Source organism: Hydrogenophaga sp. H7 (assembly GCF_002025745.1).
Classification (GTDB): Bacteria; Pseudomonadota; Gammaproteobacteria; order Burkholderiales; family Burkholderiaceae_C; genus Hydrogenophaga; species Hydrogenophaga pseudoflava.
Map to the genome: position 1 here is coordinate 379,982 of NZ_MCIC01000015.1, position 17,686 is coordinate 397,667.

The window sequence follows — 17,686 nt, forward strand, 5'->3', positions numbered from 1 at the left end:
TCATGTCCCGGTCGCTCGGCGACATCGTCGGCGCCCTGGGTGGAGAGCTCGTCGGGAACGCCAGTCTGCAGATTCACCGTCTGGCGCCGCTCGCAACGGCCCGGGCGGACGAGCTTTCATTCGTTGCCCAGGCGCGCTACGCGGCCCAGATCCAGACAACAGCGGCGGGTGCTTTGATCATTCCCTCCGGCCTGAGAGATGCGGCCATGTCGCGCGGTGCCTGTATTGTCTGCGACGATCCGTATCTGTACTTTGCCCGCCTGACCCAATGGTGGAAGGCTCAGCACGAGCCTGCAGAGGCGCCTCGGGTTGACCCTTTCGCGAGCATCCACCCATCCGCAGTCATCGGAGATCGCGTTTCGATCGGTCCGTTTGCCGTCGTCGGCCCTGGGGCAAGGATTGGTGACGGGGCGCGAATCGGACCCCATTCCATCGTGGGCAGAGATGCCGCGGTAGGAGAGGAAACACTGCTCCACGCCAGGGTCAACATCGGCGACCGTTGTGTGGTTGGTCAACGCTGCATTCTTCATCCCGGCGTGGTCATTGGTGCCGACGGCTTCGGGTTCGCACCTCATCAGGGAGAGTGGGTCAAGATAGAACAGTTGGGTGCCGTCCGTATCGGGAACGATGTCGAAATCGGCGCCAACACCTGCATCGACCGCGGCGCGCTGGACGATACGGTCATCGGCAATGGTGTCAAGCTCGACAACCTGATACAGATCGGTCACAACGTGCGCATCGGCGATCACACGGCGATGGCGGGTTGTGTCGGCGTGGCGGGCACGGCCACGATTGGTGCGCATTGTTCGGTCGGCGGTGGCGCCATTGTGCTGGGCCATCTGACGCTTGCAGACCGGGTGAACATTTCCGCAGCGACGGTGGTGACCCGTTCGATCCATCAGCCTGGGCTGTACACCGGCATGTTCCCCATCGACGACAATGCGGCCTGGGAAAAGAACGCCGCATCGCTCAAGCAACTGGGTCGCTTGCGCGAACGCGTGCGTGCCCTCGAACAACGAGTTGAAAACAATCTTCCGAAAAGCTGAGCATCAACACAATGGACATCCACCAGATCCGAAAACAACTGCCTCACCGTTACCCGTTCCTGCTGGTGGACCGTGTGCTGGAGATCGAAAAGGGCAAGCGCATCAAGGCGCTGAAGAATGTCACCATCAATGAGCCGTTCTTCGGTGGTCACTTTCCGAACCGTCCGGTGATGCCTGGCGTGCTCATGCTGGAGGCCATGGCCCAGGCGGCAGCGCTGCTGGCCTTCGACACCGCCGGGGTCACAATGGACGACAACACCGTCTATTACTTTGCCGGCATTGACGGCGCCCGCTTCAAGCGACCGGTTGAACCAGGGGATCAGTTGGTCATGGACATTGAGTTGGACCGTGTGCGCGCGGGTATCTACAAGTTCAAGGGCGTGACCCGGGTGGGCGACGACGTGGTCTGCGAGGCCGAGTTGATGTGCACCATGCGCACGGTGTCCTGAGTGGTGGGGGGCTGCTGACGTGACGCAGATTCATCCCACTGCGCTGGTGGACCCTTCTGCGGAGCTCGACGATTCGGTTTCGGTCGGCCCGTACACCATCGTCGGGCCCCATGTGAAGATCGGTGCAGGTACGTCGATTGGCGCGCACTGCGTGATCGAAGGCCGCACCACCATCGGTGCGCACAACCGCATCTTCCAGTTCAACTCGATTGGTGCGGTGCCGCAGGACAAGAAGTACGCGGGTGAACCCACCGAGCTGATCATCGGCAACCACAACACGATCCGCGAGTTCTGCACCTTCAACCTCGGGGTGCCAGGGGCAGGTGGCCGTACCACGGTGGGAGACCACAACTGGATCATGGCCTACACCCACATTGCGCACGACTGCCACGTGGCCAACCACACCACGCTGGCGAACAACACCACCCTGGCAGGGCACGTGTTGCTGGCCGACTGGGTGACCGTGGGCGGACTGACTGGCATTCACCAGTTTGTCTCGGTGGGCGCACACGCGATGATCGGCTTTGCCAGTGCGGTCACGCAGGATGTGCCCCCGTACATGCTGGTGGACGGCAACCCGCTGGCGGTGCGTGGGCTGAACACTGTCGGGCTCAGGCGACGCGACTTTTCCGCCGCGCGGATCGCGGCGATCAAGCAGATGCACAGACTGCTCTACCGGCAGGGCCTCACACTCGATGCTGCACGCGCCGGCATTGATGCGTTGGCAACCGAGACGCCCGAGGCGGCAGAGGACGTGGCCTTGATGAGCCGCTTCCTGTCTGCGGCAACGCGCGGCATTGCGCGCTGATTTCTCATCACCGGTCATGAATGCGTCCCGCCGTGTCGCGCTGGTCGCCGGCGAAACGTCGGGCGATCTGCTCGCAGGTCTGCTTCTGAAGGGGCTCAAGGGCCGCTGGCCCGATCTGTCGGCTGTCGGCATCGGTGGCGCGGCCATGGCAAAGCAGGGCTTCGAGGCTTGGTGGTCCAGCGACAAGCTGGCCGTGCGAGGCTATGTCGAGGTGTTGCGCCACTACCGGGAGATTGCGGGCATTCGCACACAGCTCCGGGAGCGCCTGCTGCAGGAGCGGCCCGACGCCTTCATCGGCGTGGATGCGCCTGATTTCAACCTCGATCTCGAGAGCAGCCTCCGCTCGGCGGGCGTGAAGACGGTGCATTTCATCTGCCCGTCGATCTGGGCCTGGCGTCCGGAGCGGGTGGAAAAGATCCGTCGCAGTGCCGACCACGTGTTGTGCATCTTCCCGTTCGAGCCCGAACTGCTCGCTCGCCACGGAATTGCTGCCACCTATGTGGGTCACCCGATTGCCAGCGTGATTCCGCTTGTCCCGGATCGTCTGGCCGCACGGCGTGCGTTGGGCATCGAAGGCGAGGGGCCGGTCGTGGCCATTCTTCCTGGCAGCCGGCGCTCGGAGGTGCAGTACCTGGCCCGCCGATTCTTCGATGCGGCGGTGCTGATGCGGTCGCGCCGTCCAGGGCTGCGCTTCGTGGTGCCTGCGGTCCCCGCATTGCGTGAAGTCATCGAGGCCCACGCCCAGGACGCAGGTCTTCAGGATGTGCTGATCGTCCAGGGGCGTTCACACGAGGTGCTGACTGCGTGCGACGTGACGCTGATCGCGTCGGGCACGGCAACGCTGGAGGCGGCGCTGTTCAAGCGCCCCATGGTGATCGCCTACAACATGCACTGGCTGTCCTGGATCATCATGCGTCGCAAGCAGTTGCAGCCGTGGGTCGGACTGCCCAACATCCTGAGCAGCGATTTTGTGGTCCCCGAACTGTTGCAGGACGCTGCGACGCCGGCGGCGCTGGCCGAAGCCACGCTCGCCTGGCTGGATTCTCCCCAGCGTGCGGCGGCTCTGGAGGAGCGCTTCACCCAGCTGCACCATCTGCTGCAGCGTGACACGGCACGCCTGGCCACCGATGCGATCGAAAAAGTTCTTGCGGGCTGAGCAGGTCAGCCTCGCCTGGGACGTTCCCGGGCTGGTTGCGGGTGTGGACGAGGCCGGCCGCGGGCCCCTGGCCGGGCCGGTGGTGGCGGCGGCCGTGATCCTGGACGACCACAAGCCGATCAAGGGACTGGCCGACTCCAAGAAGCTGTCCGCGTTGCGCCGCGAAAAACTGTTCGACGAAATCCGGGCCAAAGCCCTGTGCTGCAGCGTGGCGCTCGCGACCGTGGAGGAGATCGACCGGCTCAACATCCTGCAGGCCACCATGCTGGCCATGCAGCGCGCGGTCAAGGGCTTGCGCCTGAAACCGGCGAAGGTGCTGGTGGATGGCAACCGCTTGCCGGTGCTGGACGTGGTGGCCGAGGCCATCGTGTCCGGTGACGCGCTGGTGCAGGCCATCTCAGCCGCCTCCATCCTGGCCAAGGTCACGCGCGACCGCATGCTCGACGAACTTCACGCGCAGCATCCGCTCTACGGGTTTGATCGCCACAAGGGCTACGGTACAGCTCAGCACCTGGCAGCGCTGCGTGAACTCGGTCCGTTGCCCGAGCACAGACGCTCGTTCTCACCCGTGGCCCAGGCGATGCAGGAGCACGGCGCATGAACGAACCCATTCTGATCACCTCGCGGGACAACCCCTTGCTCAAGCGCCTGCGTCTGCTCTCCCAGGACGGCACGGCCTATCGCAAACAGGGACAGGTCTGGCTGGAGGGCGATCACCTGTGCCGGGCGATGCTGGCTCGGGGGCAGCGTCCGACTACCGCGGTGTTCACGGATCGCGGCTGGTCCGATGCTTCCGACGTCTTGCGGGAGGCCTGTGAGCACCGGGTCTTGGTTTCTGAGTCATTGATGGCGGGTGTGAGCGGACTGGAGTCCCCGGCCGGCATGGGCTTCCTCTGGGATCTTCCGATTCGCCCGGCGCCAGACCCGGCGGCTTCGACGGTGGTGCTGGACCGCCTGCAGGACGCCGGCAACGTCGGCTCCATACTGCGCAGCGCAGCCGCCATGGGGTTTGGCCAGGTGCTGGCGCTCAAGGGCACCGCCGGCCTTTGGTCGCCCAAGGTGTTGCGTGCAGGTATGGGGGCGCATTTCGCACTCCGTCTGGTCGAGGGGCTGGCGCCGGACGACCTCGGGATGCTCGCAGTGCCCATGCTGGTCACCAGTTCCCACCGGGGCGAGTTCCTGCACCGTTCCGAACTGCCCTGGCCTTGCGCCTGGGTCATGGGGCATGAGGGGCAGGGTGTGTGTCCCGAGCTGGAGGCCATGGCGAGCCGTTCTGTCCGCATCACCCAGCCGGGGGGCGAGGAGTCGCTGAACGTCGCCGCCGCGGCGGCGATCTGTCTGCACGCCAGCGCGGCGGCCAGGACCCTGCCGCTATAATTCCGGGGTTTACCCGCAATCGACGCATCTCGCTGCGTCCGCCCCGGCTTCCTGCCCAGGTTCCCCGCCCCTAGCCTGCTGTCGCGATCCCCTGCGACGATGCGGGAGCGGGCGCGAATCTCCCCGGTTGTGCCCTATGGCGGGCGCGGGTGCGTCCGAAAAACCTCTGGAGAAAACCGTGCTTCCCGTCCATCCGAAAGCCCTTCTTGCGCTCGCCGACGGCACGGTCTTTACGGGGGTTTCCATCGGTGCCACCGGTCAGACGACCGGCGAGGTGGTGTTCAACACCTCGATCACCGGCTACCAGGAAATCCTCACCGATCCGAGCTACTGCCAGCAAATCGTCACCCTCACATACCCTCACATCGGCAACACCGGCGTGAACCGTGAGGACGTGGAAGCCGACCGCATCCACGCCGCTGGCCTGATCATCAAAGACCTGCCCCTTCTGGCGTCCAACTTCCGTTCCGAAGAGACGCTTTCCCAGTACCTGCAGCGCGAGGGCACCGTGGCCATCGCCGATCTCGACACCCGTGCCCTGACGCGTCTGCTGCGCACCAAGGGTGCGCAGAATGGTTGCATCCTCGCCCTGCCGGCCGGTGAGGCGATCACCGACGCGCACCGCGCCCAGGCGGTCGCCGCCGCCAAGGCAGCGCCGAACATGGCGGGCCAGGATCTGGCCAAGGTGGTGTCGGCGACCGCGTCCTACCCCTGGACGCAGTCCGAGTGGAAGCTGGGCAGCGGCTACGGCGAACAGACCGCACCGAAGTTCCATGTGGTCGCCTACGACTTCGGCGTCAAGAAGAACATCCTGCGCATGCTGGCCGAGCGTGGCTGCAAGGTCACCGTGGTGCCGGCGCAGACGCCGGCTGCCGAGGCGCTCAAGCACCAGCCCGACGGCATCTTCCTGTCCAATGGCCCCGGCGATCCGGAGCCCTGCGACTACGCGATCGCCGCCGCGCGCGAGCTGATCGAGACCGGCACGCCGACCTTCGGCATCTGCCTGGGCCACCAGATCATGGCTCTGGCTTCGGGCGCCAAGACTTTCAAGATGAAGTTCGGCCACCACGGCGCGAACCACCCGGTCAAGGATCTGGACAGCGGCCGCGTCTCCATCACCAGCCAGAACCACGGCTTCGCGGTGGATGAGAAGACCCTGCCGGCCAATCTGCGCGCCACCCATGTGAGCCTGTTCGACGGCACGCTGCAGGGCCTGGCCCGCACCGACAAGCCGGCTTTCTGCTTCCAGGGTCACCCGGAAGCGTCGCCCGGCCCGCACGACATCGGCTACCTGTTCGACCGCTTCATTGGCCTCATGCAGGCCAAGGCCTGAGACCGCACCCCAAGGAACCACCCATGAAGCTCTTCAGTTTCCCGGTTTTTGCGATCGAGAAGGCCATCGCCAAGCGCATGCTGGGTCTGGAGTCGCCCCACAAGGAGTGGTTCGGCCAGCGCTGGGCGCAGAAGCCCTACCGCAAGGCTTTCATCGAGAACAAGGCGATGCCGCTGGTCACCCTGATCGCCAAGGGCAAGACCTGGGACGACGAGACCTTCAACACCGAAATGGCTGCGTGGGATGCCTTGTTCTATCCCGCAGAAGCCGAGGTGCTGCGCCCGATCATCGAAGGCGACGGCCTGCTGCAGCTGATGCAGAAGAACGTGCCTGCCGAACGCGTGCAGGCGCTGCTGAACAAACTGGAAACCCAGCGCCAGGCCTGAGCCCGACCTGCCGCCTAGATACACAAGCGAACCCATGCCGAAAAGAACAGACATCCAGACCGTCCTCATCATCGGAGCCGGCCCGATCATCATCGGCCAGGCCTGCGAGTTCGACTACTCGGGCGTGCAGGCTTGCAAGGCCCTGCGCGAAGAGGGCTACCGGGTGGTGCTGATCAACAGCAACCCGGCCACCATCATGACCGACCCGGCCACGGCCGACGTCACCTACATCGAGCCCATCACCTGGCAGACGGTCGAGAAGATCATCGCCAAGGAACGGCCCCAGACCCCGGGCGGTTTTGCCATCCTGCCGACCATGGGCGGCCAGACCGCGCTGAACTGCGCGCTGGACCTGTGGCGCAACGGCGTTCTGGCGCGCTACGGCGTGGAACTGATCGGCGCCACGCCTGAGGCCATCGACAAGGCCGAGGACCGCCTGAAGTTCAAGGACGCCATGACCAAGATCGGTCTGGGCTCCGCGCGCTCGGGCATCGCACACAGCATGGAAGAGGCCTGGGCGGTCCAGAAGATGACCGGTTTCCCGACCGTGATCCGCCCCAGCTTCACGCTGGGTGGCACCGGCGGCGGCATCGCCTACAACCCTGAAGAGTTCGAGACCATCTGCAAGCGCGGCCTGGAGGCCTCGCCGACCAACGAGCTGCTGATCGAAGAGTCGCTGCTCGGCTGGAAAGAGTACGAGATGGAAGTGGTGCGCGACAAGGCGGACAACTGCATCATCGTCTGCTCGATCGAAAACCTGGACCCGATGGGTGTGCACACCGGTGATTCCATCACCGTGGCCCCGGCCCAGACGCTGACCGACAAGGAATACCAGATCCTGCGCAACGCCTCGCTGGCCGTGCTGCGCGAGATTGGTGTGGACACCGGCGGCTCCAACGTGCAGTTCTCCATCAACCCGGCCGATGGCCGCATGGTGGTGATCGAAATGAATCCGCGCGTCTCGCGTTCGTCGGCCCTGGCCTCCAAGGCCACCGGTTTCCCGATCGCCAAGGTCGCAGCCAAGCTGGCCGTGGGCTACACGCTGGACGAACTGCGCAACGAGATCACCGGCGGTGCCACGCCGGCGTCGTTCGAGCCCTCGATCGACTACGTGGTCACCAAGATTCCGCGTTTCGCCTTCGAGAAGTTCCCCACCGCCGACAGCCGCCTGACCACCCAGATGAAGTCGGTGGGCGAGGTGATGGCCATGGGCCGCACCTTCCAGGAGAGCTTCCAGAAGGCCCTGCGCGGTCTGGAAGTCGGCGTCGATGGCATGAACGAGAAGACCCAGGACCGCGAGACGCTGGAGCGCGAGCTGGGCGAGCCCGGTCCTGAGCGCATCTGGTACGTGGGCGACGCCTTCGCGGCCGGCTGGTCGCTCGACGAGGTGCACCAGTTCACCAAGATCGACAAGTGGTTCCTGATCCAGATCGAGGAAATCATCAAGCTCGAAATGGCCATGGACAAGCTGGTCGCCGAGAAGGGCGAGGGCGCGCTGGCCAGCCTGGACGCCGACACGCTGCGCGGCCTGAAGAAGAAGGGCTTTTCCGACCGCCGTCTGGCCAAGCTGCTGGCCACCACCGACACCGCCGTGCGCGAACGCCGCAAGCAGCTCAATGTGCGCCCGGTCTACAAGCGCGTCGACACCTGCGCCGCCGAGTTCGCCACCGACACCGCCTACCTGTACTCCACCTACGAAGGCCACGGCGACGGTGAGTGCGAGGCCGAACCGACCAACAAGAAGAAGATCATGGTGCTGGGCGGTGGCCCCAACCGCATCGGCCAGGGCATCGAGTTCGACTACTGCTGCGTGCACGCCGCGCTGGCCATGCGCGAAGACGGCTACGAGACCATCATGGTCAACTGCAACCCGGAGACCGTGTCGACCGACTACGACACCAGCGACCGCCTGTACTTCGAGCCGCTGACGCTGGAAGACGTGCTGGAAATCGTCGACAAAGAAAAACCGGTCGGCGTGATCGTGCAGTACGGCGGACAGACCCCGCTGAAGCTCGCGCTGGGCCTGGAGGCCAACGGCGTGCCCATCATTGGCACCACGCCCGACATGATCGACGCGGCCGAAGACCGTGAGCGCTTCCAGAAGCTGCTGCACGACCTGGGCCTGCGTCAGCCGCCCAACGCCACTGCCCGCACTGAGGCGGAGGCGCTGGAGAAAGCCGCGGCCCTGGGCTATCCGCTGGTGGTGCGCCCGAGCTACGTGCTGGGCGGCCGTGCGATGGAGATCGTGCACGAGCAGCGCGACCTGGAGCGCTACATGCGCGAGGCGGTGAAGGTGAGCAACGACTCGCCGGTGCTGCTGGACCGCTTCCTGAACGATGCCATCGAGTGCGACGTGGACGCCGTGCGCGACGCGTCCGGCCGCGTGTTCATTGGCGGCGTGATGGAACACATCGAACAGGCAGGGGTGCACTCGGGCGATTCCGCCTGCTCGCTGCCGCCGTACTACCTCTCCAAGGCCACCATCGACGAGCTCAAGCGCCAGACCGCCGCCATGGCCCAGGGCCTGAACGTGGTGGGTCTGATGAACGTGCAGTTCGCGATCCAGGAGAAGGAAGAGAACGGCGTCAAGACCGACGTGATCTTCGTGCTCGAAGTGAATCCGCGCGCCTCGCGCACGGTGCCCTTCGTGTCCAAGGCCACCGGCATCCAGCTGGCCAAGGTCGCGGCGCGCTGCATGGCGGGCCAGACGCTGGACCAGCAGGGCATTGGCGCCGAGGTCACGCCGCCGTACTTCAGCGTGAAGGAGGCCGTGTTCCCGTTCGTGAAGTTCCCGGGCGTGGACACCATCCTTGGTCCCGAGATGAAGTCCACCGGCGAGGTGATGGGCGTGGGCAAGACCTTCGGCGAGGCCTTCGTCAAGAGCCAGCTGGGCGCTGGAACCAAGCTGCCGCGTTCGGGCAAGGTGTTCCTGACCGTGAAGAACGGCGACAAGCCGCGCGCCGTGGAAGTGGCGCGCCAGCTGGCGGCGCTGGGCTTCGAGCTGGTGGCCACGCGGGGCACGGCGGCGGCCATCGCCGAGGCCGGCGTGCCGGTGCAGACGGTGAACAAAGTGACCGAAGGTCGTCCGCACATCGTGGACATGCTCAAGAACAACGAGATCGCCCTGGTGATCAACACGGTCGAGGAGCGCCGCAACGCGATCGCCGATTCGCGCGCCATCCGAACCTCGGCGCTGCTGGCCCGCGTGACCACCTTCACCACCATCTCCGGCGCTGAAGCCGCGGTGGAAGGCATGCGGCACATGGACAGCCTGGGCGTGATTTCGGTCCAGGAGATGCACGCGCAGCTGATGGCCTGATCCCCGCGTTGCTCCTCTTGTCCCCCGCGGGCATGGTCGCTAGATTGTGGCCATGCCCGCTGTGCTTTCGGCCCCCGACACCCGCCTGCGCGAGTGGACCACTGCGCAGGCCCCGCCGCGGACCACTTCGACGGCCAGCTCGTGCACCTGCCGCTGCAGCGACTCGCGGTCAACCGGGTGCCGGCTTCTGCTCAGGACGTGTACCGCACCCCTGCAGCCATCGCAAAAAGCAAGAACCAGCCGGTCTACCTCATCACGCAGATCGGGCAGCCTTGGCTGGTGAAGCAGGGCGGGCGCCTGCTGCAGCTGCGCCCTGGCGATGCGGTGCTGGTGGACGCCGTCCAGGCCTACGAACTGCACTTCCCGCACTCGGTCACCCGCTGTCGGTGCTCATGCCGCGCGCCTGGGTCGGGCAGTGGCTGCAGACGGTGGACGTGCCGCAGGTGCGTGTGGCGCACCCTGAACGAGGCTGGGGCGCCATGCTGTCGGCGCTGAGCCTGCAACTGGGGCGTCAGCCCCGCACTGGCGCTTGAAATGGCGCCCGACTGGCTGGAGGCCCAGTTCGGTGCCTTGCTCGCGGCCTCGATGGAGCCGATGGCGCATCGCAACGCAGCCTGTGCCCGTGGCCTGCGCGAGCGCGCCGTGGCCCTGATGCGGGAGCGTCGCGGAGAGCCCGGCTGGCGCGCCGACGAGCTTGCGGCGCAGCGCATTCGCCGTCTGGTCTACTGGAACGCCTTCGTGCCGCTGGACGGCGAGAGCCTCAACGATCTGGTGCCACCGCACTACGTGGCTCTGTTCCACGGCATCGCCGCCGCGAATAAGGGTGCGGTGATGTTGCAGTACCCGATCTGGCGCGAGGCCTTCATCAACGACGCGGACGCCGCGCTGGCCGAGAAGACTTGCGGATGGCTCAACCCCCATCCGTACAAGACCTTCACCGACCCGGCGAGGCTGTCGACACCGCTGGCGGCCATGACTCTGGGCAAGAGCTACATCAACTGCCAGCAGGACACCGCGCTGCGCCACAGCTTGCCCTGGCACCCCCGGCTGTCCGAGCGACTGGGACTGTTCCGTCTGGTCGAGTGCAGCGGCAGCCACGAGCTGTGTTTCACCGATCCCACGCGGCTGGCCGACGCCATCGAGCAGGCCGGTCGCGACTGAGCGCAACCGCGGCTTCCCGGGCTTATGGGCCCGGGTTTCGATGCATAATCCCGCCATTGGCCGCCGACCGGAAACGATCGGCGGTTTGCTTTTTGCCGATCCCGGAGTTCGAAAATGACCTATCCCATCACCAAGCGCGGCGCTGAAATGCTCAAGGCCGAGCTGCACAAACTCAAGACGGTGGAACGCCCGGGCGTGATCCAGGCGATTTCTGAAGCCCGTGCGCAGGGTGATCTGAGCGAAAACGCCGACTACGACGCGGCCAAGGAACGCCAGGGCTTCATCGAAGGCCGGATCGCCGAGATCGAAGGCAAGCTCTCGGCGGCGCAGGTCATCGACCCCTCGGCGCTGGATGCTGGTGGGCGCGTGGTGTTCGGCTCGACTGTCGACCTGTCCGACGAGGACAGTGGCAACGAGATGACCTACCAGATCGTGGGCGAAGACGAGGCCGACCTCAAGCAGGGCCTGGTCAACATCAGCAGCCCGATCGCGCGGGCGCTGATCGGCAAGGAAGAGGGCGACACCGCCGAGGTGCAGACCCCCGGCGGCACGCGCCGCTTCGAGATCGTGGCGGTGCGCTACGTCTGAACCGGTCCGCATGCCGCTGCAGCGCCTCTCCATCCTCATGGCCGCCCTCTGGTGGGGTGGCATTACGGGGCTGAGTTTCGTGGCGGTGCCGACCCTGTTCGCCAAGCTGGGCAGTCCGGCGGTGGCCGGTCCGGTGGCGGCACAGCTCTTTTCTTTCCAGTGCTGGATCGGGCTCGTGCTGGGCACGGCCCTGATGCTGGTGCTGCGGCGCCAGCGCGCATCGCTGTCCACCGATCCGTCGCCGCAGGCGCTGTCGGATCTCCGCGCTCTGCTGTTCACCATGGCCCTGGTGGCACTGGCCGTGCTGCTGGCGATGACACAAGAATTCGGTGTGGCCCGGAAGATCGTGACCGCGCGCGCGACCGGCGGTGACCTGCGCCTGTGGCACAGCCTGGGCTCGGTGCTGGTGCTGGGGCAGTGGCTGTGCGCGGGGTCGGTTTTGTGGCGCCAGGCCGCACCCAGGCGGTCGGCGTCCCCGACATGAATGCGCTGCGGCGCCTGGCCCAGCGGCTGACGGCGCTGCCTCCGCCGATGGTGGCTGGGCTGCTGTCCGTGGTCGCGGCGCTGCTGTCCATGCGGTTGCTTGGGCTGACCTGGCTGCTGGCGGTCAATGTGCCGTTTTCAGACCAATGGGCCCTGCTCACCCGGCTGTACAACGGCTTTCAGTGGAGCGACGCCGCCATTGCCTTCATCTGGCAGCACGGGCCCCACCGACAGGGGCTGAACTTCTCCCTGGTGCTGCCGGCCTACCATTACAGCGACTGGAACGTGCGCTGGGACAGCCTCTGGACCGCTGCCGTGCAACTTGCAGCCGGCCTGCTGGCACTGCGCTTGCGGTGGCGCCTGCTGCCGGCGCGATGGTCGCTCTGGGACGCCGTGCTGCTGCTGGCATTCTTGGGCGTCTGCACCTTCGAAACCCTCGTCGTGGCCCCCAACGCGTCGCACAGCATCTTCCCGCTGTTGCTGTTGATGCTGCTGCTCAATGTGTGGCTGGCGGCACCCGGCCTCCTGAACCACCTCGCGTTGATCGCTCTGGTGGTGTGCCTGGGCTTCACCGGGTTTGGCCTCACGGCCTTGCCCGCGCTGATGCTGGTGGCCGTGATCGACGTCTGGCGCGGCACCGGAATACAGCGACCACGTGCTGTGGTCGTGCTGGCAGCCGGGGGGCTCACACTGCTGGCGTTTCTGCACCGGTATCAGTTCGTGGTCTCGGCTGACGGTTTTCAGGTGCTGCGGCCGGACCCGACCGACTACCTGCGCTTCATGGCCGCCATGCTGAGCCATTTCCTGCTCATGCTGCAGCGCCCCTCGCCCTGGGTCCTCTACCCCGCAGGGGCCTTGCTGCTGGCGGCCTGGGTGGGCGGAAGCTTGTGGGGTGTTCGGCGTCTCAGCCGCTCGGCCGCTGAGCAGGATGGCGAGCGCGCTCTGTGGCAGGTGTGTGTGGTGCTCATCGGTTGCAGCCTCGTGTTCGCCCTGCTCACCGCCTATGGGCGCGCGCAGCTGGGTGTCGGAGCCGCGATGGCGTCCCGCTACACGGCCTTGCTGCTGCCGGGACTGCTGGCGGTGTACCTGCTGCTGTTCCGGCACCGCGACCGGCTGGGGCCGCTGCTGCTCGTGATGCTGCTCCTGTTCACTGTGCGTGTGCTGCCGGAAACCCGCGAGGCGTTCCTGCTCGGTCGCTACTACGCGGGCATGAAGCTGTGCTGGCTGGAACAGTACAGCGCTGGCGGTGGCGTTGTGGCGGCGGATGCGCGGTTGCAGGCGCTGGATGTGCGGGCGCAGTTCCAGCCCGGCTGGCTGGGGCGGCAGGCGCAATGGGACCTGATGGAGCAGCAGCGGCTGGGGCCGCTCGCCCCTGGAGCGCCGTTGGAACCGCTGCTGCGGATCTACCCGCAACCCTGCGAGCTGCTGCGCTGACTCCGGGCAGCGTTCAGGCGGCGCGCCGCTCGGCCGATTCCAGCGTGTTGACCATCAGCATGGTGATGGTCATGGGGCCGACACCGCCGGGCACCGGGGTGATCCAGCCCGCCACTTCCTTCACGCCCCCAAAGTCCACGTCACCGCAGAGCTTGCCTTCGTCGTTGCGGTTCATGCCCACGTCCAGCACCACGGCGCCGGGTTTGACCATGTCGGCGGTCAGCACATTGCGCTTGCCCACGGCGGCCACGATCACATCGGCCTGCAGCGTCATGGCCTTGAGGTCTTTGGTGGCGCTGTGGCAGATGGTGACGGTGGCGTTCTGCTGCAGCAGCATCATGGCCATTGGCTTGCCCACGATGTTGCTGCGGCCGATGACGACGGCGTGTTTGCCCTTGAGCTCGTAGCCGATGCTTTCCAGCATCTTTATGCAGCCGTAAGGCGTGCAAGGCCAGAAGCCGGGCAGGCCGGTCATGAGGGCGCCGGCGCTGGCAATGTGGAAGCCGTCCACATCCTTCTCGGGCGAGATCGCTTCGATCACGCGCTGGGCGTTCATGTGGCCGGGCAGCGGCAACTGCACCAGGATGCCGTGGATGCTGGCATCGTTGTTCATCGCATCCACGCGGGCCAGCAGCTCGGCCTCGGTCATGGTGGCGGGCCAGGTCTCCAGCACCGAGTGCATGCCGGTGTCCTCGCAGGCCTTGACCTTGTTGCGCACATAGACCTGGCTGGCGGGGTTGTCGCCGACCAGGATGACGGCCAGACCAGGCGTCACCCCTTTGGCCTTGAGTGCGGTCACGCGCGCCGCCACATCGGTGCGGAGCTGTTTGGAGAGGGCGTTGCCGTCGATGAGTTGGGCGGTCATGGTCGTTGGGAGGAAGGGGGAAATGGAAACGCCCGCCGGGAGAGGGCGGGCGTTGGCGCAGGGTGTGGAGGGTCAGACTTTGGCGGGTGTCTGGCCCAGGGCGATCTTGAGCAGATCGGCCACGGTGTTGGCACCCAGCTTTTCCATGATGTTGGCGCGATGCGCTTCCACGGTCTTGATGCTGATGCCCAGGTCGTCGGCGATCTGCTTGTTCAGGCGACCGGCGACGATGCGTTCGAGCACCTGGGCTTCGCGGCCGGTGAGCTTGGAGAGCAGGGCGTCGCGACTGGCGGCCTGCTGGTGGGTGGCAAAAGCTTCCTTCGCGGTTTCGAGCATGCGCTCGACGAGCAGCACCAGCTGGTCTTCCTTGAAGGGCTTCTGGATGAAGTCCAGCGCGCCCCGCTTCATGGATTCCACAGCCATCGGCACATCGCCATGGCCGGTGATGAAGACGATGGGCAGGGGAGACTGGCGTTCGATCAGCTTTTCCTGCAGCTCCATGCCGGTCATGCCACCCATGCGGATGTCGGCGATCAGGCAGGCGACCTCTCGCGCGTCGTAGCGGCTGAGGAAGGCTTCGGCAGATTCAAAACAGCGGACCCGGTAGTCCTTGCCTTCGAGCAGCCATTGAAGGGAGTCACGAACGGCCTCGTCGTCATCGACGACATAGACGGTGCCTTTTTTGGGAATCAAACTCATCTCGCTCTTTCGGTGTCCGTCAACGACGTCGCGGCGGATGGCCCCGGTTCCGGTTCCTGTGTCAGTCGGGACTGAACGGGAATCCAGAAACTGAAGCAGCAACCCACCACTTCATCTCCATTGTAGATGTTCTGCACCTGCATCCTGCCGTGGTGCGACTCGACGATGCTGCGGCACAGCTTGAGGCCGATGCCCATGCCTTCGCTCTTGGTGCTGTAGAAAGCCTCGTAGATGCGCTCGATCATTTCGGCCGGTACTCCGTTGCCCGAATCGCGCACGGAGAACTCCACCACCTCCTGGTCATCGAGCCGGCGCGGACCGACACGCAGTTCGATGTAGCGCTCGCCGGGTGGTCGGCCCGCCTGCGCAATCGCCTCGCCCGCGTTCTTGAGCAGGTTGATCAGCACCTGTTCGATCAGGATCGGATCGACCATCAGGCTCGGCAAACGCGCCGCGACATAGGGCGAAAGCCGGACCTGGTGGCGGCGCAGTTCGATGTCGGCCAGTTCGATCGCGTTGCTCACCATCTGCGCCACGTCCGAGGGCATGGGGTTGGGTTCGCTGCGTTTCACGAAGGCGCGGATGCGCTGGATGATCTGGCCGGCGCGCTGGGCCTGGCGCGCAGTTTTTTCCAGTGCGGCGAGCATGTCCTCTTCGCTGATGCGCTGCTCCTTGAGCCGCGAGATCATGCCGTTGCAGTAGTTGCTGATGGCCGTGAGCGGCTGGTTGAGTTCGTGCGCCACGCTCGACGCCATCTCGCCCATGGTGATCAGGCGGCTGGCGGTCTGCGCGCGTTCGGCCTGGCGCGCGGCCTGTTCTTCCGCGTTGCGGCGCGGCGTGATGTCGCTGGCGATCACCATCTGGGCCAGCCGGCCGTCGACCCAGGTCAGGTAGCGCGTGCGCACCTCCAGCCAGCGGTCGAGCTCCTCGACGAACACCTCGGCGTTCTCGGCGCCCGCGTCGGTCAGCGTGTCGGTCGGCATGCCGGCAAAGGCGTCCACCGCGTCCCCGTTGTCCGGGCTGGGGGTGGGCTGGTTGCCGGCCAGGTCGACCAGCTGGCGGTGGCCATGGCCGCGGGTGCCGAACCAGAGTCGGTACATCTTGTTGGCGAACAGCATTTCGTCGCTGCCCAGTGGCGCCACCGACACCGCGGAGTCCAGTGATTCCAGCACGGTCGTGAACCGTTCGTAGGATGCGGAGAGTTCTTCGCGGATGCGCTTGGGCTCGGTGATGTCGGTCATCGAGGTCATCCACCCGGTCTGGTGTCCTCTCGGGTCGATCAGGGGTGAGACGTACATGCGGGCGTCGAAGATGCTGCCGTCGCGGCGCTGCACACGCACCTCGAATCCGCCGGGGGTGGACCGGCCGTTGAGCTCGTCCTCCAGCCGCGCCGCCAGTTGCTCGTGGTCGTCCTCTGGCCAGTAGGGGAAGGGGGCGGTGCGGCCGACCAGCTCGCTTTCGGTCCAGCCCGTCATCGAGCAGAACGCGGGGTTGACATAGGTGATGCGACCCTGCATGTCCAGCGCCCTCATGCCGGTGAGCATGGAGTTTTCCATTGCACGGCGGAAGTTGGTCTCCGACATCAGGGCCTGCTGCGCCTGCACGCGGCGGCGCGTGTGGCGCCAGGTGCCCAGCAGCATCCACACCGTGAGCGCCGACAGCGCGCCGATGACCCAGAAGAAGCCGCTGCCCACGATGTCCTGCGAGGTGCGGTAGCCCTGGGCCTTGAGGATCAGGCCGTTGCCCACCGGCGAGACCGGCACCTCGTGCTCCAGTGGCTGCGGCGACCAGGGCAGCAGCCGCAGCACCGCGCTCGGTGACTGCAGGTTGCCCGCGAGCACACGGCCGCGATCATCGAGAAGGGCCACCGCGTAGCGCGCCATGATCTCCGGCGGCATGCCGAAGCGCATCAGTCCGTCGATGGAGTACTCACCCATGACCGTGCCCGAGAAGCGACCCTGCTCGGTGAGAGGTACCTGCAGCATCAGGGTGGATTGGCGGGCGTCCTCGCCGAGGGGCCTCGAATAGATCGGTTGGCGCAGGTCGCGCGCCAACTCGAAGGAGCCATCGCCTTCGGCTGCCGCCATCGTGCTGCCCTTGGGGCGCAAAAGTGACAGCGGAGCACTGGGCGAGGCGTGGCTGGCCTGGACTGTGCGGCGCGCGTCGACCCAGCTGATCGCCTGCAGTTCGGGGAACTGGCTGATGAGCGTTTCGGCCTGGAACTCGAATTCATCGGCGCTGATCTCCTTGTTGTCGACCTCCCGCGCCAGACGCATGAGCTGTTCCTGGCGTTCCAGCAGTCGCAGCCGGATGCGCTGCTGCGCGTACTCGACGTCTCGCGTCACGGCTTCCTGCTCGCGCTCAAGTTCCTCGTAGCGCAGGTAGGTGATTGCCACCGCGATGGCCGACAGAAACAGCAGGACGGACAGCAGTGGCGCCAGCGTGGCGAAGCGGTCCTGGCGCGAGGGTGGAAGGCGGCGCCACCAGCGGCGCCACCAGTCCAGCGGAGTGCCACCGGGCGGGTTCGCTGGTGGTTGTTCAGGGGCGGGAATCATCCGTTCGAGTGTACGGGTGTGCCCGCG

Annotated in this window: 17 protein-coding genes and 1 pseudogene; 15 read left to right on the top strand and 3 right to left on the bottom strand. The window is 65.9% G+C overall.

Annotated elements, in window-relative coordinates:
• The first annotated feature begins 2 nt into the window (after nt 1-2).
• The 15 genes and pseudogenes from lpxD (at nt 3) to BC358_RS22120 (ending at nt 13,540) form a co-directional block, all read left to right on the top strand.
• Complete coding sequence (gene lpxD / locus BC358_RS13160; protein ID WP_079366152.1) at nt 3-1,046, top strand: UDP-3-O-(3-hydroxymyristoyl)glucosamine N-acyltransferase; 1,044 nt, start codon at nt 3-5, stop codon at nt 1,044-1,046.
• An 11-nt stretch (nt 1,047-1,057) separates the two neighbouring features.
• Nucleotides 1,058-1,495, top strand: a complete 438-nt coding sequence (gene fabZ / locus BC358_RS13165) for a 3-hydroxyacyl-ACP dehydratase FabZ (protein WP_066154315.1) — start codon at nt 1,058-1,060, stop codon at nt 1,493-1,495.
• Between the two features lie 19 nt (nt 1,496-1,514).
• A complete protein-coding gene (gene lpxA / locus BC358_RS13170) occupies nt 1,515-2,303 on the top strand; it encodes an acyl-ACP--UDP-N-acetylglucosamine O-acyltransferase (RefSeq protein ID WP_066154312.1) in 789 nt (262 codons plus the stop codon).
• A 16-nt stretch (nt 2,304-2,319) separates the two neighbouring features.
• The gene (gene lpxB / locus BC358_RS13175; RefSeq protein WP_179130077.1) at nt 2,320-3,459 is read left to right on the top strand and encodes a lipid-A-disaccharide synthase; all 1,140 of its coding nucleotides are present in this window, start codon (nt 2,320-2,322) and stop codon (nt 3,457-3,459) included.
• Complete coding sequence (rnhB, locus tag BC358_RS13180) at nt 3,431-4,060, top strand: ribonuclease HII (RefSeq protein WP_079366153.1); 630 nt, start codon at nt 3,431-3,433, stop codon at nt 4,058-4,060. The genes lpxB and rnhB overlap by 29 nt, the downstream gene beginning before the upstream one ends.
• Nucleotides 4,057-4,836, top strand: a complete 780-nt coding sequence (locus tag BC358_RS13185) for an RNA methyltransferase (RefSeq protein WP_079366154.1) — start codon at nt 4,057-4,059, stop codon at nt 4,834-4,836. The genes rnhB and BC358_RS13185 overlap by 4 nt, the downstream gene beginning before the upstream one ends.
• 178 nt (nt 4,837-5,014) lie before the next feature.
• Nucleotides 5,015-6,169: a glutamine-hydrolyzing carbamoyl-phosphate synthase small subunit gene (gene carA / locus BC358_RS13190; protein WP_256861498.1), complete on the top strand. Its 1,155-nt coding sequence runs from the start codon at nt 5,015-5,017 to the stop codon at nt 6,167-6,169.
• Between the two features lie 23 nt (nt 6,170-6,192).
• Entirely contained in the window at nt 6,193-6,555 is a 363-nt protein-coding gene (locus BC358_RS13195; RefSeq protein WP_079366156.1) for a hypothetical protein, read from the top strand.
• 34 nt (nt 6,556-6,589) lie between these two features.
• Nucleotides 6,590-9,874, top strand: a complete 3,285-nt coding sequence (carB, locus tag BC358_RS13200) for a carbamoyl-phosphate synthase large subunit (RefSeq protein ID WP_079366157.1) — start codon at nt 6,590-6,592, stop codon at nt 9,872-9,874.
• 93 nt (nt 9,875-9,967) lie between these two features.
• Nucleotides 9,968-10,234, top strand: a pseudogene (locus tag BC358_RS22500) (AraC family transcriptional regulator); the annotation flags it as partial.
• 32 nt (nt 10,235-10,266) lie between these two features.
• Complete coding sequence (locus BC358_RS22330) at nt 10,267-10,407, top strand: hypothetical protein (RefSeq protein ID WP_256861499.1); 141 nt, start codon at nt 10,267-10,269, stop codon at nt 10,405-10,407.
• Between the two features lies 1 nt (nt 10,408).
• Nucleotides 10,409-11,035: an alpha/beta hydrolase gene (locus BC358_RS13210; RefSeq protein ID WP_256861500.1), complete on the top strand. Its 627-nt coding sequence runs from the start codon at nt 10,409-10,411 to the stop codon at nt 11,033-11,035.
• Between the two features lie 114 nt (nt 11,036-11,149).
• Complete coding sequence (gene greA, locus BC358_RS13215) at nt 11,150-11,623, top strand: transcription elongation factor GreA (protein ID WP_079366159.1); 474 nt, start codon at nt 11,150-11,152, stop codon at nt 11,621-11,623.
• Between the two features lie 10 nt (nt 11,624-11,633).
• Entirely contained in the window at nt 11,634-12,107 is a 474-nt protein-coding gene (locus BC358_RS13220) for a DUF4149 domain-containing protein (protein ID WP_079366160.1), read from the top strand.
• Nucleotides 12,104-13,540, top strand: a complete 1,437-nt coding sequence (locus tag BC358_RS22120; protein ID WP_079366161.1) for a hypothetical protein — start codon at nt 12,104-12,106, stop codon at nt 13,538-13,540. Before BC358_RS13220 ends, BC358_RS22120 begins: the two co-directional genes overlap by 4 nt.
• Nucleotides 13,541-13,553: 13 nt before the next feature.
• On the opposite strand, the gene folD is transcribed toward BC358_RS22120, so the two are convergent.
• The 3 genes from folD to BC358_RS13240 all read right to left on the bottom strand — a co-directional run bounded on the left by folD (nt 13,554) and on the right by BC358_RS13240 (nt 17,659).
• Nucleotides 13,554-14,405, bottom strand: coding sequence for a bifunctional methylenetetrahydrofolate dehydrogenase/methenyltetrahydrofolate cyclohydrolase FolD (folD, locus tag BC358_RS13230; RefSeq protein ID WP_079366162.1), 852 nt, complete (start codon nt 14,403-14,405; stop codon nt 13,554-13,556).
• Between the two features lie 72 nt (nt 14,406-14,477).
• Complete coding sequence (locus tag BC358_RS13235) at nt 14,478-15,104, bottom strand: response regulator transcription factor (RefSeq protein WP_066154279.1); 627 nt, start codon at nt 15,102-15,104, stop codon at nt 14,478-14,480.
• Nucleotides 15,101-17,659 (bottom strand): PAS domain S-box protein, encoded by a 2,559-nt coding sequence (locus BC358_RS13240; RefSeq protein WP_079366163.1) that lies wholly within the window; start codon nt 17,657-17,659, stop codon nt 15,101-15,103. Before BC358_RS13240 ends, BC358_RS13235 begins: the two co-directional genes overlap by 4 nt.
• Nucleotides 17,660-17,686 lie beyond the last annotated feature (27 nt).